A 22988-nucleotide genomic window follows, 5' to 3' on the forward strand; every position below is an offset into this window, starting at 1 on the left:
ACGCAAAAGCCCCAGGTCACGGCGAGTGAGTCCTGGGGCTTCTACAGAGCCGCCTGCGGGATTCGAACCCGCGACCTACGCATTACGAGTGCGTTGCTCTGGCCAGCTGAGCTAAGGCGGCGCCGTTGTCACGCGTGGTGGCAACGCGGGCCAGTCTACACAGGTTTCGCGGGTGATCCACACCCGGTTGGCGGGGGTGGGGGTCAGGCGGAGGAGACGGCGAGTTTGGCGGCGAAGCCGGCGAAGAGGACGGCGACGCCGCTGGTGAGGGTGGCGGAGAGGCGACGGCGGCGGCGGAAGGCGGTGGCGAGGGTGGTGCCGGCGAAGATCAGCAGGGAGAGGTAGAGCACGCTGAAGGTCTGCAGGATGCCGCCGAGCAGGCCGAAGGAGAGGGCCGGCTGCCCGTAGGCCGGGTCGACGAACTGGGTGAAGAAGGAGAGCAGGAAGAGGATCGCCTTCGGGTTCAGCAGGCTGATCACCAGGGCGCGGCGGAACGGGCGCTCGACGGGTTCGACGGCCGGTTCGGCGGTGGCGGCGGGGTTGTCGGGGCTGTCGGCGGTCCGGCGTTCGCGCCAGAGCTGGCGGGCGGCGCGGAGCATGCCGTAGCCGATCCAGAGCAGGTAGGCGGCGCCACCGAGCTTGACCACGGCGAAGACGGCCGGGTTGGCCTTGAGGAGGGAGGCGGCGCCCAGCGAGGTGAGGCTGATCAGGGTGAGGTCGCCGACGAAGACGCCGACGGCGGCCTGGTAGCCGGTCCGGATGCCCTTGCGGGCGGCGACGGACAGCACGTACAGGGAGTTGGGGCCGGGCAGTAGGACGATGACGAGGGCGCCGAGGACGTACGTCGCCAGGTCGTTGACTCCGAGCACGGTGCGCTCCGGGGAGGGGAGGGGATGAGGGCGGGGGGCGCTCATCGTAACGTCGCACCGGCGGTCGGTTGAAGCGGGAACCATCCCGCCTACCGGGTGCAGCGCGCGCCCGGCTCCGGTGCCTCGCCCGCCAGCAGGTAGCGGTTGACCGCGCCGTCCACGCAGGCGTCGTGGTGCGCGTACGCGGTGTGGCCGTCCCCGTCGTAGGTGAGCAGGCGTCCGGACTCCAGTTGCCCGGCCAGCGCCTGGGCCCACGCGTACGGGGTGGCCGGGTCGCGGGTGGTGCCGACGACGACGATGGGGGCGGCGCCGGCGGCCCGGATGGTGTGCGCCGTGCCGGTGGCCCGGACCGGCCAGTAGGTGCAGGCCAGCGCCATCCACGCCATGTCGCGGCCGAAGTGCGGCGAGGCCTGTTCGAAGTCCGGCACGGCGCGCTGGACGTCCTCCGGCCCGGCGAACGGGGCGGGCAGGTCGAGGCAGTTCACCGCCGTGTTGGCGAACATCAGGTTGGGGTACGAGCCGTCCGCCTCGCGCCCGTAGTAGGAGTCGGAGAGCCTCAGCAGGCTGGTGCCGTCGCCGGCCTTGGCGTCGGTGAGCGCGGTGCGCAGTTTGGGCCAGAGGAAGTCGGCGTACATGGCCTGGATGACGCCGGTGGTCGCCTGGGCCTCGGTGAGTCGCCGGTCGTGGTCGGTGCTGGGCAGCGGGCTGGCCTGGACGGTGGCGAGCAGGGCGGTGAGCTGCTCGCCGATCTGCTGTTCGGTGCGGCCGAGCGGGCAGTCCTCGTGCTTGGCGCAGTCCTTGGCGAAGGCGGCCCAGGCCGTCTCGAAGCCGCCGGCCTGGGTGCGGTTGCCGGTGACCGAGTCGAGCGACGGGTCCACCGCGCCGTCCAGTACCAGCCGCCCGACCCGGCCGGGGAAGAGCCCGGCGTAGGTGGCGCCGAGGAAGGTGCCGTAGGACTTGCCGACGTAGTTCAGCCGCTCGTCGCCGAGCAGGGCGCGCAGCACGTCCATGTCGCGGGCGGCCTCGACGGTGCCGAGGTGGCCGAGCGCCGCCCCGGCGCGCTGGCGGCAGCCCTCGGCGAACTCCTTGTCGGCGGCGACCAGGGCGTCGATCCCGTGCTGGTCGCCGGGGGTGAGGTCGACGGCGGTGTAGGCGTCCATCCGGTCGCCGCTCAGGCAGGTGACCGGGTTGCTGCGGCCGACCCCGCGCGGGTCGAGGCCGACCAGGTCGTACCGGGCGCGCACGCCGCTGTCGTACGTCCGCGCGGTGGCCTCCAGGTACTCGACCGCCGAGCCGCCGGGCCCGCCGGGGTTGAGCAGCAGCGAGCCGAGCCGGCCTCCCCCGGCCCCCTCCTTGGAGCCCGAGCCCGCCGGGACGGCGGTGGCGCGGGCCGCCACCAGGGTGAGGTCGCCGTCGCCGGGGCGGTCGTAGTCCAGCGGCACCCGGAAGGCGGTGCACTCGAATCCGCCGTCGCACGGCTGCCAGTCGAGCCGCTGCGCGTAGTACGGGGCCAGCCCGGCCGGGACGGCGGCGGGCAGCGGCTCCAGCGGCGTGACCCCGGGCGCGGCCGGGCTGGACGGCCCGGCGCCCCCCGCCCCGGACGAACCCGCTGAACCCTCTGAACCCTCTGAACCCGAGGAACCCGACGAGCTCGTCGAACCAGACGAACCCGAGGAACCCGACGAACCCGCACCGCACCCGCCCGCCAGCAGCCCGACGGCGAGCGCCGCCGCCAGTACCCGCCCGGTGGCCCTCATCCGACCCCTCGCGATCATCCGAGCCCTCTCGATCGTCACCCAGGGTCGTCGCCCGGCGACCCGACTCGCATTGCACCACAGCACGCCGCCCGGCACCCGCTACGGGCACCGGGCGGCGACGCCCCGTCCGGGACGGCGGCTCAGGACGCCTTGGCCAGCGCGTCGGCCAGGTACTGCGCCGCCTGCCGGACGAGCCGCATCCGCTCCCGGTCGGGGGTGTAGTCCTGCACGTTGTCGGAGATCTTCACCTCGGCCTTGGCCGCCGGTCCGGCCCCGGCCGTGAGCGCGGCCTGGAGCTTGCGGGCCGCGTCCAGCCCGGCCGTGTCGGCCTTGGCGGCGGCCAGCAGGAGCTTCGCCGCGCTGCCGGCCGGGGCCTCGGCGCCGGCCTGGGTGAGCGCGGCGGCGTCGTAGCGGCCGGACACCGCGGCGGCGGCGCCGTACAGGTCGGGGCGGGACAGCACGGCGGCGGCGGCGCACGGCGCACCGCCCTCGACGCCGAGGGTGCCCCAGGAGGCCGGGCCGGGCGCCAGGATGCGGAACGAGGCGGCGATGGCGGCGCGCAGCGTCTCGTCGTCGGCGACGGCGGCCGGCGCGGCGGCGACCAGGTCGCAGGGGTGCGCGGTGCCGTTCGGCGCCTCGGGGGCGACCAGGATGAAGGGGCGGGCGCGGCCGGTCTGCAGGGCCGCGGTGAGGCCCTCGAAGACGTCCGGGACCTCGGCGTCGGCGGTCTTGCGCGGGGTGGCCGCCTGCATCACGACGACGGGGAAGCGCGCGTTCGGCTCCTTGGCGTACTGCGGCGGCAGCCAGACCCGGACGGTGCGCGGCTGCCCGTCCGGGCCGGGCACGGCGGACTGCAGCAGCTCGCCGCCGCCCGGCTGGCCGACACCGTCGAAGTGGCTCACGGCGGCCGACGGGGCGGCGGAGGCCGCGGCCGGCTCCGCCACGACGGGCGGCGCCGGCTGCTGCCGGACCGCCGGTCCCCCGCCCTGGCCCGTACCCGCCGCGTCGACCACCGGCTCGGCCCGGTCCGATTCCTGGCCGCGGGGGGTCAGGCCGCCGAACGCCCCGAGCGCCGTGAGCAGCGTCAACGCGGTGACGCAGACCCCGCAGATCATCGCTCCGGCCGCCCGCACCAGCATCGGCCAGCGTTCACCGGCCAGTTCGTAGGTCGCGGCGGCGCGCAGGTCGCGCCAGCGCTGGAGCGCGCCGCGGGCCAGCCAGATCCCGCCCAGCGCGGCCATCAGCAGAGGGATGACGAGGAGCGAACGAACCATGGGACGCACCGCCTCGGGAGGAGGGCCGGCGCCGGACGGGACCCGGTGCCGTACGGGGGCGACGGCCCCGGCACCGGGGCACAGTCGGCCCCCAGCGTGCACAACGGGCGGACGGTCACACGCGGGTGTGCCCGGCGCGTATCGATCATTCACTCGAAGGTGGGACAACGGGACGGCTCCGGGAGGCCTACGCCGGGCCTACGCCGGGCGTTCAGCCCGACGGGCCCACCCCGGAACGGCCCGGCGGCGCGGCAGCGCGGCAGCGCGGCAGCGCGGCAGCGCGGTTCAGCTCAGCCCGCGCGCAGCGCCACCGTCATCGCCTCGACGGCGAGCAGCGGATCCACGTTGCGGTCCAACGCCTGCCGACAGGCGAGCACCGCCTCGATCCGGCGCAGCGTGCTCTCCGGCGAGCCCTCCTGCGCGACCCGGTTCAGGGCCTGCCGCTGGTCCTCGTTGGCGAGGGTGCCGCTGGAGCCGAGCTGCAGCGCGAGCACGTCCCGGTAGAAGCCGAGCAGGTCGAGCAGTGCGACGCCGAGGGTCTCCCGGCGGGTGCGGGTGGCCCGGCTCTTCTGCCGCTTCTCCAGTTCCTTGACCGCCCCGGCCATGCCGCGCGGCGCCTTGCTGCCCTCGGTGGCGCCGTAGGCGGCCTTCAGGTCGTCGGTCTCCTTGGCGTCCTGGGTCTCGGCGAGCGCCTCGGCGTCGGCCTTGGCGGTGTCGACGAGGCGCTGGGCGGCGGCCAGGCAGCCGCCGATGTCGGCGACCTCCAGCGGGATCCGCAGCACCTCGGCGCGGCGGGTGCGGGCCTGGTCGTCGACGGCGAGGCGGCGCGCGCGCCCGACGTCGCCCTGCCCGGCGAGCGCGGCCAGCCGGGCCGTCTCCGGGTCGACGCCGTCGCGGCGGACCAGCATGTCGGCGACGGCCTCGGCGGTGGGCGTGCGCAGGACGAGCAGGCGGCAGCGCGAACGGATGGTCGGCAGCACGTCCTGGACGGAGGGGGCGCAGAGCAGCCAGACGGTGCGCGGGGAGGGCTCCTCCACGCCCTTGAGCAGCGCGTTCGCGGCGGCCTCGGTGAGCCGGTGGGCGGCGTCGACCAGGATCACCGACCAGCGGCCGCCGGTCGGGTAGCTGGAGGCGCGCAGCACGAGCTCGCGCATGTCGCCGACGCCGATGGACAGGCCGTCGGTCCGGACGTACTTGACGTCGGCGTGGCTGCCGGCCAGCACGGTGTGGCAGCCGTCGCAGAACCCGCAGCCGGGCGTACCGCCGAGCGCGAGGTCCGGGCTGGTGCACTGGAGGGCCGCGGCGAACGCGCGCGCAGCGGTGACCTGCCCGGCCCCGGGCGGGCCGGTGAACAGCCAGGCGTGCGTCATCAGGGAGGCGTTCCCGCCCGGCTGCGGGCCGGCTCCGCGGCCGGCCGCGATCGTCGCCCCGGCCGACCGGGCGGCGGCGGTCAGCTGCTCGACCACCCGCTCCTGGCCCACCAGGTCGTCCCAGACGGCCACTGCTGCTCCCAAGCTCCGTACGGCAGCGCTCCCGGCGCCTCTTCCCCGCCGTCGAGCATACGTGTCCGCTCCGACAGCCACGGCGCCCTCCGGGGTGCCCACCACCGAAGGAGGCGCCCCGACGCCGAAGGCGACGGGCGGCGCCGCCGGAGCTCTCCACCCCGACGACGCCGCCCGTCGTCCGTACCGCTGTCCTGCCGGCGTCCGTACCGCCGCAGCCCGAGGTCAGCCCCGACGGCCCCAGCGACGGCCCTTGCCCTTGCCGCCGCCCTCGCCCTGGTCGCCCCCGGGGGCGGGCCGGTCCTGGCCGCCACGCGGGTCCTGCGGGGCTGGGCCGCCGTGATTCCAGCGCGACCACTCGTCACGCGAGCCGAGCAGGGTGTCGGTGAGGCTCGGCAGGTCGTCCATCGGCGTCTCCTCGGCCCACTCCGGCCGGGGTCGCTCGGCGGTGGCCTGCGACTCGTCGGCGGGCTGCGGCTCGTCGCCGACCACCGGCAGCTCGCGGGTGCTGTCCACCGGCTCCTCGCGCCACAGCCCCGGCGGCACCCGGTCCTCGGTACGGCCCGCCTGGGTACGACCCGCCCCCGCACGGCCCGGCTCCACCCGGCCCGGTGCCGGGCGCTCCGACACAGAACGCTCCGACACAGGACGCTCCGGCGCCGGACGCCCCGGCTCGATCCGCGGCAGCACAGCGGTCCGGTCCGCCTCCTCCGTGATCTTCGGCAGCACGGCCGTCTCGTCCACGGCGGTCGACGGGACGACCGGCAGCTGGGCGGTCTCGTCGGCGGCCTCCGCCGCCCGGACGGCCGCCCGGCTGTCCCGCAGCGACAGCTCCCGCGTCGCCTCGTCGGTCCCACCGGGCCCGGGAGTGCCCACGGACCCCGCCCCCGGGACGTCCCGGACGGCCCGCAGCTCGGTGGTCACGGCATCACCAGGAGCCGAACCAGCAGCCTGACCAGCAGCCGAGCCTGAGGCCGGACCGGCCGGACCGGCCGAACCCGCCAGGCCCGCCGAACCCGCCGCCGCCCGATCCGCCGTCGTCTGCGCCGCCGCAGCCGCGGCCGCGAGCGCGGCGGCCTGCGCCAGCCGGGCCTCCTCGGCCCGCTGCAGCGCCTCCTCCGCCCGGCGGCGCTGCTCCTCGCGCTGGAGTTCGCGCTGCCGCTGGAGCTCCGCCTGGGCGGCCGCCTCGTCGGCGAGGCGCTTGCGCTCGGCGGCCTCCGCCGCCAGCCGGGCGTCCTCCTCGGCCTTCCGCTTGGCCTCCTCCTCGGCGCGGCGGCGGGCTTCCTCCTCCGCCCGGCGGCGGGCCTCCTCCTCGGCCTTGCGCCGGGCCTCGGCGGCGGCCCGCTCGGCCTCCTCCTTGGCCAGCCGCTCCTGCTCGGCCTGTTCGGCCCGCAGCTGCGCCAGCACTTCCTGCCGCTTGCGCTCGGCGGCCTCGGCCTCGGCCTTCTTGCGGGCCTCCTCGGCGGCGCGGCGCTCGGCTTCTTCGCGGGCGAGCCGCTCCTGCTCCGCGCGGGCGGCCTTCTCCTGCTCGGAGAGCGGCAGCTCGCGGTCGAGCCGGTGCCGGATCGCGGTGGTGACGAAGCCGGGGGCCTGACTGCCGTCGACGACCAGGTAGCGCGCCGGGTCGGCGGCCGCGAGGGCGAGGAAGCCGGCCCGGACCCGCTGGTGGAACTCGGTGGGCTCGGACTCCAGCCGGTCGAGCGCCTCGGTGAAGCGCTCCCGGGCCCTGGTCGGGTCGACGTCCAGGACGACGGTCAGGTCGGGCAGCAGCCCGCCGGTCGCCCAGCGGGAGATCCTGGCGACCTCGGTGGCGGCCAGGTCGCGCCCGGCGCCCTGGTAGGCGATGGAGGAGTCCATGTACCGGTCGGTGATCACCACGGCGCCGCGGGCGAGGGCCGGCCGGATGACGTTCTCGACGTGCTCGGCCCGGTCGGCGGCGTAGATCAGCGCCTCGGCGCGGTGCGACAGGCCGGTGTTGCCGACGTCCAGGACGAGGCCGCGCAGCCGCTGGCCGACCGGGCTGCCGCCGGGCTCGCGGGTGAGCACGACCTCGTGCCCCTTGCCGCGGATCCACTCGGCGAGCGCCTGAGCCTGGGTGGACTTGCCGGCGCCGTCGCCGCCCTCCAGGGCGATGAAGAAGCCGGTGCCGGCGCCCTGGCGCGGGGCCGGGCCGACGGCGCCGCGCACCGCGTCGACCAGGTCCCGGCCGAAGGGCGCGGTGCCGCGCCGGTCGTCGGTCCGCAGCAGGACGACGGCGGCGAGGACGAGCGTGAGCAGTCCCGAGGTGGCGACGGCGAGAGCCGCGCCGCCGTGGATGAAGGTGAACGAGCCGGGCTCGACCGTGCCGTACTCGACGTCCCCGTACGCCGCGGCGATCAGCGGGACGACGACCAGCGCGGCGCCGACCACGACCCGCAGCACCGCGTACAGGTGCTCGGTGACCTTCGGCAGCCGGGCCTCCTCGACCTCCTGGCCGAGCAGGGTGCGCCCGGCGGAGACGACGATCCCGGCGGTGAGGCCGGCCAGCACGATGAGGGCCAGGACGAGGACGAAGTCCAGCACCAGCCCGGCCAGGATCAGCGCCACGCCCTCGGTGAGCAGCGCCAGCGCGAGCAGGCGGCGGCGCGAGAGCGCGGGCAGCGTGGCCCGGGTGAGCCGGGAGCCGAGGGCGGGCGCCGCGGTGGCGGCGAGGACCAGCAGGCCGTAGCCGATCGGCCCGGCCCGGTGCTCGGCGGCGGTGAGCAGCGCGAGCGCGGCGACGCCGGCCATCGAGGCGTACCCGGCGGCGACGGCGAAGGTGAAGTACGGGGCGCTGCCGGTGCGGCCCTTGCTCAGCGCGGGGCCGGGGGTGGCGTCGGTGGGGGCGCGCAGGCCCTGCAGCGGCGAGTGCGGGGCGCCGGCCACCGGGCCGACGGGCAGCTGCTGGAGGTAGTCGCGGGCGGCCGAGGCGGCGAACAGGCCGGCCGCGCCGAGCGCGGCGAGGGTGAGCTGGTGGGCCCGGAGCCAGTCCGAGCCGAGCGCCGCGCCGATGTTGTTCAGCAGGGTGAGGGCGACCAGGCCGGCGGCCGCGAGCGGCAGGGTGGCCCAGCCGGTGAAGCGGTCGATGCTCCGGACGGTGTCCAGGTGGGCGGCGGCGGGCCGCTGCTCGGCGGCGGGGGCGTACGGATCGGCGGGCGGCAGCAGGCCCGGGACGGCGGCGTCCTTGGCGATCCCCCGGACCCGCTCGGCGGCACCGGTGACGAACACCGTGGCGAGCAGGACGTAGGCGGCGCCGACGGAGGGCTTCGGGCCGGAGCCCAGCCAGACGGTCCACCAGGGTGCGAGGCCGATCAGCAGGGCGCACAGCGCGTCGGCGCCGAACAGCGTCCAGCGCCGGTCCAGCCGGACGGCGACCAGCCGGTGCACCGGCCCGAGCAGCGCGACGCCGACCAGCCCGGTGGCCGCCAGCCGGACGGCGAGGACCGCCGTGACGGCGAAGGCGAGGCTGCGCGGCAGGTCGCCGAACCGGCCGCCGAGGGCGACGGCGATCACGGTGAGCGCGAGCAGCACCAGCAGGCCGAGCCGGTCGGCGGTGCCGCCGATCAGCTGGGTGGTCCACAGGCGCCGGTAGGGGCGCGTCCGCAGCAGCGCGCGAGCCCGGTCGACCGGGGTCCCGGCTGGCGCGACCTCGGGCAGCCCGGACGTGGCGTCGCGGGCGGCCGGGGCGGCGCTGGGGGTGGGCTGCTCCTCGCTCGTCATACGGTCAGCGTAGCGGGCTGAGGTTGACCGGAATGAGATGAACGGGGTTCCGGATCCCGCTCATCACCGGGTTGTGACGTTCCGCGCACACCGTCCGACCGGCCTCGGGCCCGCGTCCCCGGGGTGGGGTCGCGGGCCCGTGAGCACTGGCGGGCACTGGCGGAGACGCCGGCGAAGGCGCTGGCAGCGGCACCGACGGCGCCCCTGTCGGAGGATCCGGAGGAGATCAGCCCTCGTCGGTGGCCGCGGCCTTCCCGACGGCGGTCTTCTTGGCCGCCGTCTTCTTCGCCGTGGTCGCCTTCGTCGCGGTCTTCTTGGCGGCGGTCTTCTTCGCGGTCGCGGTCTTGGTGGCCGCGGTCTTGGTCGCCGTCGCCTTCTTGGCGGTCGCCTTCTTGGCCGGGGCCTTCTTCGCCGTCTTCTTCACCGGCCCGCGCGCCCGCTTCTCGGCGAGCAGCTCGTAGCCGCGCTCCGGCGTGATGGTCTCGACCTCGTCGTCCTTGCGGAGCGTGGCGTTGGTCTCGCCGTCGGTCACGTACGGTCCGAAGCGGCCGTCCTTGACCACGACGGGGCGCTCGCTGACCGGGTCGGTGCCCAGCTCCTTGAGCGGCGGGGCGGCGGCGGCCCGGCCGCGCTGCTTGGGCTGGGCGTAGATGGCCAGGGCCTCCTCCAGGGTGACCGTGAACATCTGCTCCTCACTGGTGAGCGAGCGGGAGTCGGTGCCGCGCTTGAGGTACGGACCGTAGCGGCCGTTCTGCGCGGTGATCTCCACGCCCTCGGCGTCGGCGCCGACCACACGCGGCAGCGAGAGCAGCCGCAGCGCGTCCTCCAGGGTGACGGCGTCCAGCGACATCGTCTTCAGCAGCGAGGCGGTGCGCGGCTTGACCGCGTTCTTGCCGGTCTTGGGCGTGCCCTCGGGCAGGATCTCGGTCACGTAGGGCCCGTAGCGGCCGTCCTTGGCGACCAGCATGTTGCCGCTGACCGGGTCCGGGCCGAGCTCGAAGTCGCCGCTGGGCTTGGCCAGCAGTTCCTCGGCCAGCTCGACGGTGAGCTCGTCCGGCGGCAGGTCGTCGGGGATGTCGGCGCGCTGGCCGGGCTCGCCCTCGACGTCGGAGGCGCGCTCGACGTACGGGCCGTAGCGGCCGACCCGCAGGGTGATGCCGTCGCCGATCCGGAACGAGCTGATCTCCCGGGCGTCGATCGCGCCGAGGTCGGTGACCAGTTCCTTCAGGCCGCCCAGGTGGTCGCCGTCGCCGTTGCCGGCCTCGGCGGCGCCGCCGGTCGCGTGGCCGTCGCCCTCGCCGAAGTAGAAGCGCTTCAGCCACGGCACGGACTTGGCCTCGCCGGCCGCGATCCGGTCGAGGTCGTCCTCCATCTTGGCGGTGAAGTCGTAGTCGACCAGCCGGCCGAAGTGCTTCTCCAGGAGGTTGACCACGGCGAAGGAGAGGAAGGACGGGACGAGCGCCGTCCCCTTCTTGAACACGTACCGGCGCTGGATGATCGTGTCGATGATCGACGCGTAGGTGGAGGGGCGACCGATCTCCCGGTCCTCCAGCTCCTTGACCAGCGAGGCCTCGGTGTAGCGGGCCGGCGGCTTGGTGGCGTGGCCCTCGGGGGTGAGCTGCTCGGCGGCCAGCGGGTCGCCCTCGACGACCTGCGGCAGCCGGCGCTCGCGGTCGTCCAGCTCGGCGTTCGGGTCGTCCGCGCCCTCGACGTAGGCCTTGAGGAAGCCGTGGAAGGTGATGATCTTGCCGGAGGCGGAGAACTCGACGTCACGGCCGTCCGCGGACGCGCCGCCGACCTTGACGGTCACCGACTGGCCGACCGCGTCCTTCATCTGGGAGGCGACGGTGCGCATCCAGATCAGCTCGTAGAGCCGGAAGTCGTCGCCGGTCAGGCCGGTCTCGGCGGGGGTACGGAAGCGGTCGCCGGAGGGGCGGACGGCCTCGTGCGCCTCCTGCGCGTTCTTGACCTTGCTGGCGTAGGTGCGCGGGGCGTCCGGCAGGTAGTCGGCGCCGTACAGCTGGGTGACCTGCGCGCGGGCGGCGGAGATCGCGGTCTCCGACAGCGTGGTGGAGTCGGTACGCATATAGGTGATGAAGCCGTTCTCGTACAGCTTCTGGGCCACCTGCATGGTCCGCTTGGCGCCGAAGCCCAGCTTGCGGCTGGCCTCCTGCTGGAGCGTGGTGGTGCGGAACGGCGCGTACGGCGAGCGGCGGTAGGGCTTGGACTCGACGCTGCGGACGCTGAACGCGGTCTGCTCCAGGGCGGCGGCCAGCTGCCGGGCGGCCTGCTCGTCCAGGTGCAGCGTGTTGGCGCTGCCGGCCTTCAGCCGGCCGTCCGAGCCGAAGTCGCGGCCGGTGGCGATCCGCTTGCCGTCCACCGAGGAGAGCCGGGCGCCGAGGGTCTCCGGGTTGGCCGCGTCGGCCGGGGTGCGGCCGGTGCCGAAGGTGCCGACCAGGTCCCAGTACGAGGCGGTGCGGAAGGCGATCCGCTCGCGCTCGCGCTCGACCACCAGCCGGGTCGCGACGGACTGCACCCGGCCCGCCGACAGCTTCGGCATGACCTTCTTCCACAGCACCGGCGAGACCTCGAAGCCGTAGAGGCGGTCGAGGATGCGGCGGGTCTCCTGGGCGTCGACCAGGCGCTGGTTGAGCTCGCGCGGGTTGGCCACCGCCTCCTGGATCGCCGTCTTGGTGATCTCGTGGAAGACCATCCGGTGCACCGGCACCTTGGGCTTGAGCACCTGCTGGAGGTGCCACGCGATGGCCTCGCCCTCGCGGTCCTCATCGGTCGCGAGGAAGAGCTCGTCGGACTCCGCAAGCAGCGACTTCAACTTGCTGACCTGGGACTTCTTGTCCGCGTTGACCACGTAGATGGGGGCGAAGTCGTGGTCGACGTCCACCCCGAGGCGGCGCACCTCGCCGGTGTACTTGTCCGGGACCTCCGCCGCGGTGCTGGGGAGGTCGCGGATGTGCCCGACGCTCGCCTCGACGATGTAGCCGGGGCCCAGGTAGCCCTTGATCGTCTTCGCCTTGGCCGGCGACTCGACAATGACGAGTCGCTGTCCGTGCGCGGTCTCGCTGCTCGGGGACACCTTCGCTCTTCTCTCCCGGTCCTTATGTGGGCTGGTCGGCGCCGGCAGCACGGGCTGCGCTCCGCCCGACCCCTCCACCGTCCCGGGGCTGCCGCTGTACGACGACCCCACCAGCGGAGTGTGACCGTACCCCGGCCACCCTTGTCAAACGGAAGGATCCCGCGTTTTCACTTTGCCGGGCTCACCGACGCCACTCGAACGGTAACCCGATGACGGAGGTTCGCGCCCCGTGGAGGGGGGCTTCGGCGGGTTCCGGAGGATGGAATGACGGATTTCAAAATCTGTCAACGGAATATCGACGGCCCCGCGGAGGGCCGCGGCGGGGCCTTCGCAGAGCGCCGGCCACCGGTTCCCGGCAAGCCTGACCGGGGTCGGGCGTACGCCCCGGATTCAGCCGTTGACCACCGCGAGCAGCCCGGCGCCCGCCGCCAGACAGCCCATGCCGAGCACGCTCCACAGCAGGTCGGCGACGGCGGCCCGGCGGACCTCCCCGGCCGCCAGCACCACCCGGCTCGGGCGGCGCGGGTCGTAGCAGATCCGCACCGGGGCGCCCGGAGTGAAGCGGTCCGGACGGCGCAGCGGGGTGTGTCCGCGCGGACGGGTGAGCACCAGTTCGGCGATCCGGCCCGCCCCGGCTCCTTCGACCGGGGGCAGGACGGAGAAGGAGAGCAGCGGGGCGCTGTCGAGCTGGCCGTGCGCCTCGTCCTCGGCCACGACCGTGGCCACCGCCGACGCCCCCGAACGGCGGACCCGGTGGCGCAGGCGCACCTCGGCGGCGCACCAGAGCAGCAGCACGCCACCGAAGAGGGCGAGCACCACCCCGCCCACCGTCGCCGTCGTCGTGTCCACTCCTGGCCCCCGGCTCCCCAGCTCTGTCCACAGCCTGTGGACAGAGACTCGCAGCAGGGGGCCAACGCGCGGCGGCCGACCGGAGACCGCCGGACGAACCGGGGGGCACGGGAAGGTGAACCGGCGCCGACCGCCCCCGCCAGGGGCACCGCGCCGGGGCGCCACCCCGAGGGCGCCGGGCCAGGTGCGCCGGGCCAGGTGCGCCGGGCCAGGTGCGCCGGGCCAGGTGCGCCGGGCCAGGTGCGCCGGGTCAGCCCGCCGGGCGGATGAACCCCTGCTCGGTCAGCAGCCGCAGCGACTCGGGCACCCGGTCCCGCAGGACCACCCGGTCCTCGCCGAGCAACTGCGCGATGGCGTCCACGATCTCGCCCGCCGACAGCGAACCGTCACAGACCCCGACGAAACCGGCACCCACCGTGTCCACCTTGGTGGCCCGCCGCATGCCCCGGTTGTGACGCAGGATCACGTGCTCCGGGTCCTCCGCGCCCGGCTCGCCGACCTGCTCCTGGACCACCTCGTCGGCCAGCACGTAACGGGTCGCGAGCAGGCCCGCGTCGTCGTGCGAACGCAGGAAGTCCTGCCGGTCGAACCACTCCTCGATGTGCGGGCCCAGCGGCTGCTCCACCGGGTGCGGCCACTCCTCCACCCGGACGGTCGGACGCTCCGCGCCGCTCGCCCGCAGGGTGATCCAGCCCATGCCGATGCCCTCGACCCGGCCCGCCTCGAAGGCGTCCAGCCACTCGCCGTACCGGGCCTGGTAGTCGCCGCCCGGACCGCGGTGATCGCCGCCGTCCCGCAGCCACAACTCGGCGTACTGGGCGACGTCCTGGACCTCCCGCTGGACGATCCAGGCGTCCAGCCCGGTGCCCGCCACCCAGCCGGCCAGCCGCTCGTGCCAGTCCTCGCCCTTGACGTGCTGCCAGTTGGCGAGCAACTGGCAGTAGCCGCCCGGCTCCAGGTGGTCGGCGGCCGAGCGGACCAGGCTGCGGCACAGGTCGTCGCCGGCCATGCCGCCGTCGCGGTAGGTGAACCGGCCGGCCGGCGAGATCACGAACGGCGGGTTGGAGACGATCAGGTCGAACCGGCGCTCCCCGACCGGCTCGAAGAGGCTGCCGGCGAGCGCCTCCCGCCGCTCGAAACCGGACAGTGCGAGGGTCAGCTCGGAGAAGCGCAGCGCGCGAGGGTTCAGGTCGGTGGCGGTCACCTGCCCGGCGTGCCGGGCCGCGTGCAGCGCCTGCACGCCGGAACCCGAACCGAGGTCCAGCGCGGACCGGACCGGACGGCGCACGGTGATGTTGGCCAGCGTCGTCGACGCGCCGCCGACCCCGAGCACCAGGTCCTTGCGGGCCACCCCGTGCGCGGTCTCGCCGGATTCGATGCCGCCCGCGCCACCCACCGCGCAGCCCAGGTCGGACACCACCCAGGCGTCCGAACTGTCCATCCCGGCCACTTCGTTGGCGTACGGCCGGACGTCCACCGTCGCCCTTACCAGTTCACCGTCGGAGCGCAGCCAGCCGTCGGCCAGGCAGTCCTCGACCGGCAGCGCGGCCGCGGCCGCCCGGTACGGCACCGGCTGCTGGAGCAGGAACAGCCGGACCAGCGTCTCCAGCGGGCTGCCGCCCCTGGTCGCCCGCAGCGCCGGCACGGCCTCGCTACGGGCCAACGCCGCATAGCCGGTGGGCCCGAGCAGGTCGAGGCAGCCATCGGCGGTGAACGAGGCGGCGAGCAGCGCCTCACGCAACTTGGCGAGGCGGGTCTGGTCGAGAACGGGGCTACTGATCACCCCGCCATTGTCCCCCGCCCCGGACCGGGCGGCCGCCGGGTCCGGGGCGGGTCGAGGGTGGGTCGGGGGCGGGGTCGGGGGCGGGCACCCTCCGGACCGGCGTCGGAGGGTCCGGCCCGACGGGCCCCGGGCTCAGCTCGTGCTGGGCACGGGGGTGGTCGGGGTGGTCGGCGGGGCGGCGGGCGGGCTCGCCGGGGTGGTGTCGGTGCCCGCGGAGGGGGCGGTCGACGGGCTCGCGGAGGGGGCGGTCGACGGGCTCGCGCCGTCCGTCGCGCCGGGCGCGGGCGTCCCGCCGGGCGCCCCGGCGCTCGGGGTGGCGGACGCGCCGCCCGGGGCCGCGGCGGCGGGCTTGCAACCGTCCTGCTTGGCCATGGCCGCACCGAGGTCGCCGCGCTGCAGCTTGCCCTGCGCCTGCGTGGACAGCGAGGCCAGCTGCTGGATCTGGTCCGAGATGCTGCGCAGGCCGTCCGCGAACTTCGACTGGTCGGTGTTGGTCACGGCGTCCAGCTTCTTCTGGATGTCCTGATAGCCGTCGGCCGCCTTGGTCAACTCGGCGACGGCGTCCTTCTGCAGGTTCGCGCCGTCCTTCACCTTGGGCACCCCGGCCGCGGTGATGGCCGCCGCGATGTCCTGGTTGGTCTTGGCCAGCCGCCCGATGTCCGTCGAGAGCCGCTTCTGCAGCTCGGTCGGGGTCTCGCCGGTCTTCACCTGGGCGGTGTCGGCGAGCGCGGCCTGCGCCTGGACGATCGGGTCCTTGGCCGAGCCGCAGACGTTCGACGCCCAGGACTCCAGCTGCTTGCCGTTGTCGTCGCCGCAGCCGACGGCACCGAACGCGAGCAGCGCGCCGAGGACGGGTACGGCCAGCAGTCGCTTGTTCACCGGGAGAGGCCTTTCGGTTTCGGTCGTCTTCGGTCGTCGAACCTACACGGCCGATGTCCGCCGACTGGCGCCCGGTTCCCGGACCTCGGGTTGTCCCCACCGGGTGCCCGGCCCCGCTCAGGCGCGCTCGACGCGGATCGGGCGGTTCGGATAGCCGGGCCGGGCCGGGCCGGACGGCGCGCGGCACGCTGACCGGCGTGCCGAAGCAGACCTCTTCGCCCCAGGTGCTCACCGAGGAGCTGATCGGCAGCTTGGCCCGGAGCGCCTTCCTTGTCACGACAGGTCCGATCACCGATCGGACCCGGTCGTGCCGGAAGCAACGAACCGCCAGGTTCAACAACGTGTCAACGCGTCCCGGAGGACTGGACCGACACCCGGACCACCCGGGGCGCACGAGGCACCCCGAAGGTCGGGGCCCTCAGACCACCACGGACTCGACCGAGACCGGCCAGCTCATCCGGATCAGGCCGCCGTCCGTGCCGTTGGTGACCTCCAGGTCCTCGACCAGGCCGGTGATCACCGCGAGGCCGAGGGTGTCCTCGTCCGGGTCCGCCTCCTCGGCGGCGCCGGGGGTCGGGACGGCGGCGGGGCCGGCCTCGTCCTCGACCTCGATGAGGAAACGCTTCTCCTGGTCGGTCAACGCGACCCGGACCGTGCCGCCGATGCCGCCGCGCTGGTGCAGGCCGACCGCGCGGGAGCAGGCCTCACCGACCGCGAGCCGTACCTCGTCGAGCACCGACTCGTCGACCCCGGCCCGTCTCGCGACGGCCGCGGCGACCAGCCGGGCCGTTCGCACGTGCTCCGGAAGCGCGCTGAATCGAAGTTCGACGGTTGCCATCTCTCCCCTTCGGGGTGCTCCGACCGGGGCCGACGATGCGGCCCCTGCGGGCCGGCGGAACCGGCCCCGGGGCGGCCGGGGAAGCACCGGGGCCCGCAGGCCCCGGCACCCCGGACGCGTGGGACGAACGGGCCGGCCTCCACGGGCACGGGCCGGCCCGGCCGCGTCAGTCGGTCGCGTTGACCGCGTCGTCCACCGAGGTGTGGATCGGGAAGACCTTGGTCAGGCCGGTGATGCGGAAAATCTTCAGGATGCGCTCCTGGTTGCAGACCAGGCGCAGCGAGCCCTCGTGGGCACGCACCCGCTTCAGACCGCCCACCAGCACACCGAGGCCGGTCGAGTCGAGGAAGTCAACGCCTTCCATGTCGACGACGAGGTGGTACTTGCCGTCGTTGACGAGCTCGACCAGCTGCTCCCGCAGCTTCGGGGCGGTGTACACATCGATCTCGCCGCCAACCTCGACGACCGTACGATCGCCGACTGAACGGGTCGACAGGGACAGGTCCACGGAACCTCCAGCACCTTGCCTTGCTACGTCATGTGCGATCCTCGGCCGGCCGGCCGCCACCGCATGGTCGCGAGCCCGGGCGCGCCCAGCCACACGTGGCAAGCCTCGGCGCTGCGACCCACGGCCATCCGGCCGTCACGGCCACATTCAACCACCTGCGACCATGCCCGCACGATGGCTTACGACGATTCTCCGTCACGCCGGTGACACACTGGGTCCTCATGCCGCCCCGACACAGCCTGCCCGAGGCACTGCTCACGACCCTGTCCACCAGCCGGGGGCGGTCCGACCGGCTCACCCATACGGAGCACCTTCCCGCCCGACCTGCACGTTATGCGCCGTGGCCCGAGTCGATCCGGCCCGAGATCGTGGCCGCCGCGCTCGCCGTCGGCGTGGAGCAGCCCTGGGCGCACCAGGCAGAAGCGATGAAACTGGCCAAAAGCGGTCAGACTGTGGTGATCGCCACAGGGACCGCCTCGGGCAAGTCGCTCGGCTACCTGGCCCCGGTCCTCAGCGACCTGCTGGAGGGCACCGAGGCCCGCAACGGCCGCGGCGCCACCGCGCTCTACCTCGCCCCGACCAAGGCGCTCGCCGCCGACCAGCGCCGCCGGGCCGCCGAACTAGCCCCGCCCCGGGTCCGACCCGCCCTCTACGACGGCGACACCCCGCCCGAGGAACGCGAGTGGGTCCGCCAGTACGCCTCGTACGTGCTCACCAACCCGGACATGCTGCACCGCGGCATCCTGCCCGCCCACGCCCGCTGGGCCTCCTTCCTCAAGGTGCTGCGCTACGTGGTCGTCGACGAGTGCCACAGCTACCGGGGCGTGTTCGGCTCGCACGTCGCCCAGGTGCTCCGGCGGCTGCGCCGCGTCTGCGCCCGATACGGTTCGTCACCCACCTTCCTGCTCGCCTCCGCCACCACCGCCGACCCGGCCGCCACCGCCGAGCGTCTGACCGGCCTGCCCGCCCGGGCGGTCACCGAGGACGCCTCGCCGCGCGGGCCGATGGTCTTCGGCCTCTGGGAGCCGCCGCTGACCGAGAACGTCGGCGAACACGGCGCGCCCGTCCGCCGCACGGCCACCGCCGAGGCCGCGCACCTGCTGACCGACCTGGTCGAGCGCCAGACCCGCACCGTCGTCTTCGTCCGCTCCCGCCGGGCCGCCGAACTCGTCGCCCTCCAGACCCAGGACCAGCTCGGCCGACCGCTCGCCAACCGGGTGGCCGCCTACCGCGGCGGATACCTCGCCGACGAACGCCGGGCCTTGGAACGCGCGCTGCACACCGGCCGACTGCTCGGACTCGCCTCCACCTCCGCCCTCGAACTCGGCGTCGACGTCTCCGGCCTCGACGCCGTCCTGATGGCCGGCTACCCCGGCACCCGGGCCTCGCTCTGGCAGCAGGCCGGGCGGGCGGGCCGCGAGGCCCAGGGCGCGCTGGCCATCCTGATCGCCCGGGACGACCCGCTGGACACCTACCTGGTGCACCACCCGGAGGCGCTGTTCGCGGCGCCCGTCGAAGCCACCGTGCTCGACCCGGACAACCCCCACGTGCTCGCGCCGCACCTGTGCGCGGCAGCCGCCGAACTCCCGCTCACCGACGCCGACCTGGAGCTGTTCGGCCCCTCCACCGCACCGCTGCTGCTCGTCCTGGAACGGCGCGGCCTGCTGCGCCGGCGCAGCGACGGCTCCTGGTACTGGACCCGCCGCGAACGCGCGGCCGACGCCGTCGACCTGCGCGGCAGCGGCGGCAGCCCGGTGCAGATCGTCGAGGCCGACACCGGCCGACTGCTCGGCACGGTGGACGCCGCGGCCGCCCACACCACCGTCCACACCGGGGCCGTCCACCTGCACCAGGGCCGCACCTTCCTGGTCCGGGAACTCGACCTGGAGAACTCGGTCGCCCTGGTCGAGCCGGCCGACCCGCCGTACACCACGGCCGCCCGCGACATCACCTCCATCTCCGTGCTCGACACCGACACCACCGTTGCCTGGGGCGAGGGCCGGCTCAGCTTCGGTTCGGTGGAGGTGGTCAACCAGGTGGTCGGCTACCTCCGGAAGCGGATCTCCACCGGGGAGATCATGGGCGAGAGCAAGCTCGACCTACCGCCCCGCACGCTGCGCACCCGCGCGGTCTGGTGGTCCGTCACCGAGGACCAGCTGCTGGACGCGGACCTTCCGCTCGACCAGCTGCCCGGCGCCGCCCACGCCGCCGAACACGCCTCGATCGGCCTGCTGCCGCTGTTCGCCACCTGCGACCGCTGGGACATCGGCGGCGTCTCCGTCCCGCTGCACCCCGACACCGAACTGCCCACCGTGTTCGTCTACGACGGCCACCCGGGCGGGGCCGGCTTCGCCGAACGCGGCTTCCAGCGGGCCGTCGAGTGGCTGACGGCCACGCGCGAGGCGATCGCCTCCTGCGAGTGCGAGCGCGGCTGCCCGTCCTGCGTCCAGTCACCCAAGTGCGGCAACGGGAACGAACCGCTGGACAAGGCCGCGGCCGTCCAACTGCTGGACGTCCTGCTGGCCGGCGCCCCCAGGACGGCAGGCTCCGGGACGGCAGGCTCCGGGACGGCAGGCTCCGGGACGGCGGACCCCTCAGCAGGCCCCTCAGCGAGCTCCGAAGCGGACCACGGGACGGACTCCGAGAAGGACTAGGAGACGAACTCCGGGGCGAAGCCCGAGCCGAGCGCGGACGCTGGGCCGCCGACCGGCTCATGAGCCCGCCGCCGACCCGCCGGTCGGCCCGCCGAGGCCGTCCTCGGCGGCGGTGACCGCGGCCCGCACCGGCCCGGCCCGCGCCCTCGCCCGCGCCGGACCGACCGGCAGACGCGCCGGCAGCCCACTGACCGTCACCTCGGCCACCACCTCGACGGCGTCCCCCGTCCGGTCCACCGTGCAGGACACCAGGCCGGCGCCCTGCGCGGCGGCGATCCCCTCGGCCCGCCCGCACCCGCCGTCCGGGTCCAGCAGCAGCCGGTCCGCAGCCGCGAGCGCCGCCAGGTCGGCGGCCGACTCGGCCCGGTGCCGCGCGGCGACCACCGCTCCGACCGCGATCGTCCCGGCGAAGACCGCCGTGCCGAGCATCGCCAGGGCGAGCAGCCAGACCGTCGCCGAACCGGCGTCCGGCCCGCGCCCGCCGACGGCGGCCACCCGGGCGGTACGCGTTCTCGCCCACCGCCGCGCCCTTGACCGCACCCCGGTCAGGCCGGCCATGAACCACCACCTCCCGTGACCCCCACGAGGGTGTCCTCCCGCGCCGCCACCGCGGTCGCGCCCAGCCGTACCGCGAGCAGCCCGCCGAGCCTGCCCGGCGCCCCGCACGGCGCGTCCACCTCCACCCGCACCACCTCCGCCGCCATCACCACCCGTACCTGAGCCCCCGGCGGCGCGGCCGCGCGGGCGAGTTCGGCGGCGTCCGCCTCCCCGCGTGCGGCCGCCCTGGCCCCGACCCGGGCCGCGTCCACACAGCGGATCTGCGCGGCCGCCGCCAGCACGCCCCAGATCAGCATCGCCGCGAGCAGGACGAGCGCTGGCAGGGCCACCGCGGTCTCCGCCGTGACGAAGCCCGCATCGCCGCGCCGGCCCGGCCGCAGCGACCACGCCCGCCCACCACCACGTGCCGCCGCCAGGCCGGGGTGAGCCCTCGGCCTCACGCCATCCGCCCGGAGGCGGTGCGCGGCGGCGTCGGGGTGCGTGCACCGAACGGCGGCGGAGGGGCAGGACGCGGTGGGGGCACCTCCCGGCCGAAGGCCGGGGGCCGCCGGGCGGCCTACGGCAACGCGACGAGACCCGCTCCCCAACGCCGCCGCGCAGGCGGGAGTTCGTGGACGGTCGCTAGGTCGCATGAAGCGCCCGTTCCAGTGAATCGGTCAGCGCCCCCATGATGGTCGCGCTGGTCACCACCTTGTACAGCCCGGCCGCGAGGGCACACGCGGCCAAGGTGCCGACGGCATATTCCGCCGTGGTCATCCCGGCGTCCGACCGGCCCCGGCTCCGGGCCATCCCGCGCATCCGGCGGGCCGCCCAGCGGCTCCTGCGCCGCCATACCCCGGGCGCGTGCCGGAGCGCGAGCCCGCTGCCGGGCCTCGTTGCGATCACTGCGGTCATGAATCTCTCCTGTCTCCGAAATACGAAATACGAAATACCGATGCCCCCGCCGTACCGATGCCCCCGGTGCCGTCTACGCGGCTGCCGCCGACGCCGCTGCCCACGGATCCGCCGCCGATCCGCTTGGCGCGGCCCTCGTTCAACCGCCCTGGGCGAAGCGGGTGGTGAGGCCGATGACGACCGGCACCACGCCGATCAGGACGAAGGCCGGGAGGAAGCAGAGTCCGAGCGGAGCGGTGGCGAGCACCCCCGCCCGGCGGACCCGGGCGTGGGCCGCCCGGGCTGCCGCCGTCCGCCGCCCCTGCGCGAGCCCGATCAAGGGCCCGGCCGCCGGAGCCCCGCCGAGGCTCGTCCGGACCAGGCAGCGCGCCAGCGGGGCCAGCGACGGGTGCTGCTCGCCCAGACGGCTCCAGCACAGTTCCGGCGGTGCGCCCAGGGCCAGTTCGGCACCGATCGCGACCAGCCGGGGCCCCATCGGTGCCCCCACGCTCCGGCCGACCGCCGACACCGCTGCCGAGGGTGAGGCCGCCGAACCGAGGCAGGCCGCCAACAGCTCCGCACTCAGCGGGAGTTGCCTGGTCAGCAGTTCCTCCTCCAGGACCGCCCGCCGCTCCGTCGGGGACCGCACCCGGGCCGACCACCGGTGCACACCCGCCGCAAGCAGCGCCCCGACGACCACCCCGACGGCGCCGCCGAGCAGCACCGCCGCGCCGGCCCCGGAGCCCACCGCCAGGGCCACGGGCCGCCACCGCCCGCCACCGCCGCCACCACCACCAGAAGCCGACGCCCCCACCCCCACCCCCGGCGACACCCGCGCCAACACCCGGCCGAGCGCCCGCCGCTGTCGCGCCCACCCGCACACCAGCACCACGCCGGCCACCACCACCGGAGCCCCGACGACCACCCACCCGACTCCCCGATTCACCCCGACACCACCTCCGCCCGTGTCCGCACCCGCGCCCGTACCCGTGAGAGCCCGCAGCTCCCGCCGCCACCAGTGCCCCGCACCCCGGCAGCCCGCCGGGGCGCCTCCAAGGCGCCCTGGGCCGCCGCCCGGACGATGCGCGCTGTCCAGAGCACGCCCAGCCCCTCCAGTGCCGCCCCCGCAGCGAGGCACCCCAGCCCGGCCGGCGTGTGCAGCAGGACGCCCACCGGCCGGGCCCCGAGCGCCGCCCCCAGCAGCAGCCCGGCGGCCGGCAGAGCGGCCAGGACGGCGATCGTGGTCCGCGGGCCCGCCAGCTCCCCGGCGATCTCCTCCGCCAGCGCCCGCTCGCCGCGCAGCGCCTCCGCCACCCGGTCCAGCGCGACGGCCAGCCCCGACCCGCTGTCGGACGCGACCCGCCAGCAGGCCGCGATCGCCGACGCGCCGCTCCCGCCCGGCAGTTCGGCGAGCAGGTGCAGCGCGGCGGGCACGTCCCCGCCGTACCGGCCCGCCGCGAGCCGCGCCACCGGCTCCTCGCCGAGCCTGCGCAGCCCGTCCGGGTCGGCCGCGAGGCGGGCCGTGACCAGGTGCAACGCCTGCTCCGGCGTCGCCCCGCTGCGCAACTCCCCTGCCAGCCCTGCGCAGAGCTCCACCACGGAGGCCGCCCGCCGCCCGGCCTCCACCGTCACGCGCCGCCGCAGCCGCCACCGCCGCAGCGGCAGTACGGCCAGCCCGGCGGCGAGCACCGGCAGCGGCGAGGAGGTCGCTTGCCCGACGGCCAACCCCGCGGGCAGGAGCAACAGTTCGGTCGCCCGCCAGTCGGACGGTCGCGGCCGAGCGCGCCCCGCGGTCACCGCCGGCGGGCCCGG

17 protein-coding genes and 1 tRNA gene are annotated in these 22988 nt (G+C 75.3%); 1 reads left to right on the top strand and 17 read right to left on the bottom strand.

The genetic code is table 11. The annotated features are described in order from the left end of the window. Window positions 1–47: 47 nt before the first annotated feature. The 12 genes from AB0O82_RS31810 to bldG form a co-directional block, all read right to left on the bottom strand. A tRNA-Thr gene (locus AB0O82_RS31810) sits at window positions 48–121 on the bottom strand. An 82-nt stretch (window positions 122–203) separates the two neighbouring features. Beyond that, complete coding sequence (gene leuE / locus AB0O82_RS31815; RefSeq protein WP_363587396.1) at window positions 204–869, bottom strand: leucine efflux protein LeuE; 666 nt, start codon at window positions 867–869, stop codon at window positions 204–206. An 89-nt stretch (window positions 870–958) separates the two neighbouring features. Then, a complete protein-coding gene (locus AB0O82_RS31820; RefSeq protein ID WP_363587398.1) occupies window positions 959–2626 on the bottom strand; it encodes an alpha/beta hydrolase in 1668 nt (555 codons plus the stop codon). Between the two features lie 140 nt (window positions 2627–2766). After that, the gene (locus AB0O82_RS31825; protein WP_363587400.1) at window positions 2767–3900 is read right to left on the bottom strand and encodes a hypothetical protein; all 1134 of its coding nucleotides are present in this window, start codon (window positions 3898–3900) and stop codon (window positions 2767–2769) included. Window positions 3901–4190: 290 nt separating this feature from the next. Next, window positions 4191–5402 (bottom strand): DNA polymerase III subunit delta', encoded by a 1212-nt coding sequence (locus AB0O82_RS31830; protein WP_363587431.1) that lies wholly within the window; start codon window positions 5400–5402, stop codon window positions 4191–4193. Between the two features lie 225 nt (window positions 5403–5627). Next, a complete protein-coding gene (gene tmk, locus AB0O82_RS31835; protein ID WP_363587402.1) occupies window positions 5628–9140 on the bottom strand; it encodes a dTMP kinase in 3513 nt (1170 codons plus the stop codon). A 226-nt stretch (window positions 9141–9366) separates the two neighbouring features. Next, window positions 9367–12234 carry a type I DNA topoisomerase gene (gene topA / locus AB0O82_RS31840; RefSeq protein ID WP_363587404.1) on the bottom strand — a complete coding sequence of 956 codons (2868 nt, stop codon included), beginning with the start codon at window positions 12232–12234 and terminating at the stop codon, window positions 9367–9369. Between the two features lie 390 nt (window positions 12235–12624). Next, complete coding sequence (locus AB0O82_RS31845) at window positions 12625–13083, bottom strand: DUF3592 domain-containing protein (RefSeq protein WP_363587406.1); 459 nt, start codon at window positions 13081–13083, stop codon at window positions 12625–12627. 250 nt (window positions 13084–13333) lie between these two features. Continuing rightward, entirely contained in the window at window positions 13334–14866 is a 1533-nt protein-coding gene (locus tag AB0O82_RS31850) for a methyltransferase (protein ID WP_363587408.1), read from the bottom strand. A gap of 132 nt (window positions 14867–14998) precedes the next feature. After that, window positions 14999–15745: a hypothetical protein gene (locus tag AB0O82_RS31855; RefSeq protein WP_363587409.1), complete on the bottom strand. Its 747-nt coding sequence runs from the start codon at window positions 15743–15745 to the stop codon at window positions 14999–15001. A 418-nt stretch (window positions 15746–16163) separates the two neighbouring features. After that, complete coding sequence (locus AB0O82_RS31860; protein WP_363587411.1) at window positions 16164–16583, bottom strand: ATP-binding protein; 420 nt, start codon at window positions 16581–16583, stop codon at window positions 16164–16166. Between the two features lie 166 nt (window positions 16584–16749). Then, window positions 16750–17091, bottom strand: a complete 342-nt coding sequence (bldG, locus tag AB0O82_RS31865) for an anti-sigma factor antagonist BldG (RefSeq protein ID WP_049659132.1) — start codon at window positions 17089–17091, stop codon at window positions 16750–16752. 221 nt (window positions 17092–17312) lie between these two features. On the opposite strand from bldG, the gene AB0O82_RS31870 reads away from it, so the two are divergent. Further along, window positions 17313–19745 (top strand): DEAD/DEAH box helicase, encoded by a 2433-nt coding sequence (locus AB0O82_RS31870; RefSeq protein WP_363587413.1) that lies wholly within the window; start codon window positions 17313–17315, stop codon window positions 19743–19745. A gap of 57 nt (window positions 19746–19802) precedes the next feature. Here AB0O82_RS31870 and AB0O82_RS31875 read toward each other — a convergent pair whose 3' ends face one another. The 5 genes from AB0O82_RS31875 to AB0O82_RS31895 all read right to left on the bottom strand — a co-directional run bounded on the left by AB0O82_RS31875 (window position 19803) and on the right by AB0O82_RS31895 (window position 22901). Further along, the gene (locus AB0O82_RS31875; protein ID WP_363587415.1) at window positions 19803–20303 is read right to left on the bottom strand and encodes an Rv3654c family TadE-like protein; all 501 of its coding nucleotides are present in this window, start codon (window positions 20301–20303) and stop codon (window positions 19803–19805) included. Beyond that, window positions 20291–20719 (bottom strand): TadE family type IV pilus minor pilin, encoded by a 429-nt coding sequence (locus tag AB0O82_RS31880; protein WP_363587433.1) that lies wholly within the window; start codon window positions 20717–20719, stop codon window positions 20291–20293. Before AB0O82_RS31880 ends, AB0O82_RS31875 begins: the two co-directional genes overlap by 13 nt. 205 nt (window positions 20720–20924) lie before the next feature. Beyond that, the gene (locus AB0O82_RS31885) at window positions 20925–21197 is read right to left on the bottom strand and encodes a DUF4244 domain-containing protein (protein WP_350882009.1); all 273 of its coding nucleotides are present in this window, start codon (window positions 21195–21197) and stop codon (window positions 20925–20927) included. 139 nt (window positions 21198–21336) lie between these two features. After that, window positions 21337–22101 carry a type II secretion system F family protein gene (locus AB0O82_RS31890; protein ID WP_363587417.1) on the bottom strand — a complete coding sequence of 255 codons (765 nt, stop codon included), beginning with the start codon at window positions 22099–22101 and terminating at the stop codon, window positions 21337–21339. 17 nt (window positions 22102–22118) lie between these two features. Next, complete coding sequence (locus tag AB0O82_RS31895; RefSeq protein WP_363587419.1) at window positions 22119–22901, bottom strand: type II secretion system F family protein; 783 nt, start codon at window positions 22899–22901, stop codon at window positions 22119–22121. Window positions 22902–22988: the final 87 nt, after the last annotated feature.

This window comes from Kitasatospora sp. NPDC088264 (assembly GCF_040685715.1).
GTDB lineage: Bacteria > Actinomycetota > Actinomycetes > Streptomycetales > Streptomycetaceae > Kitasatospora.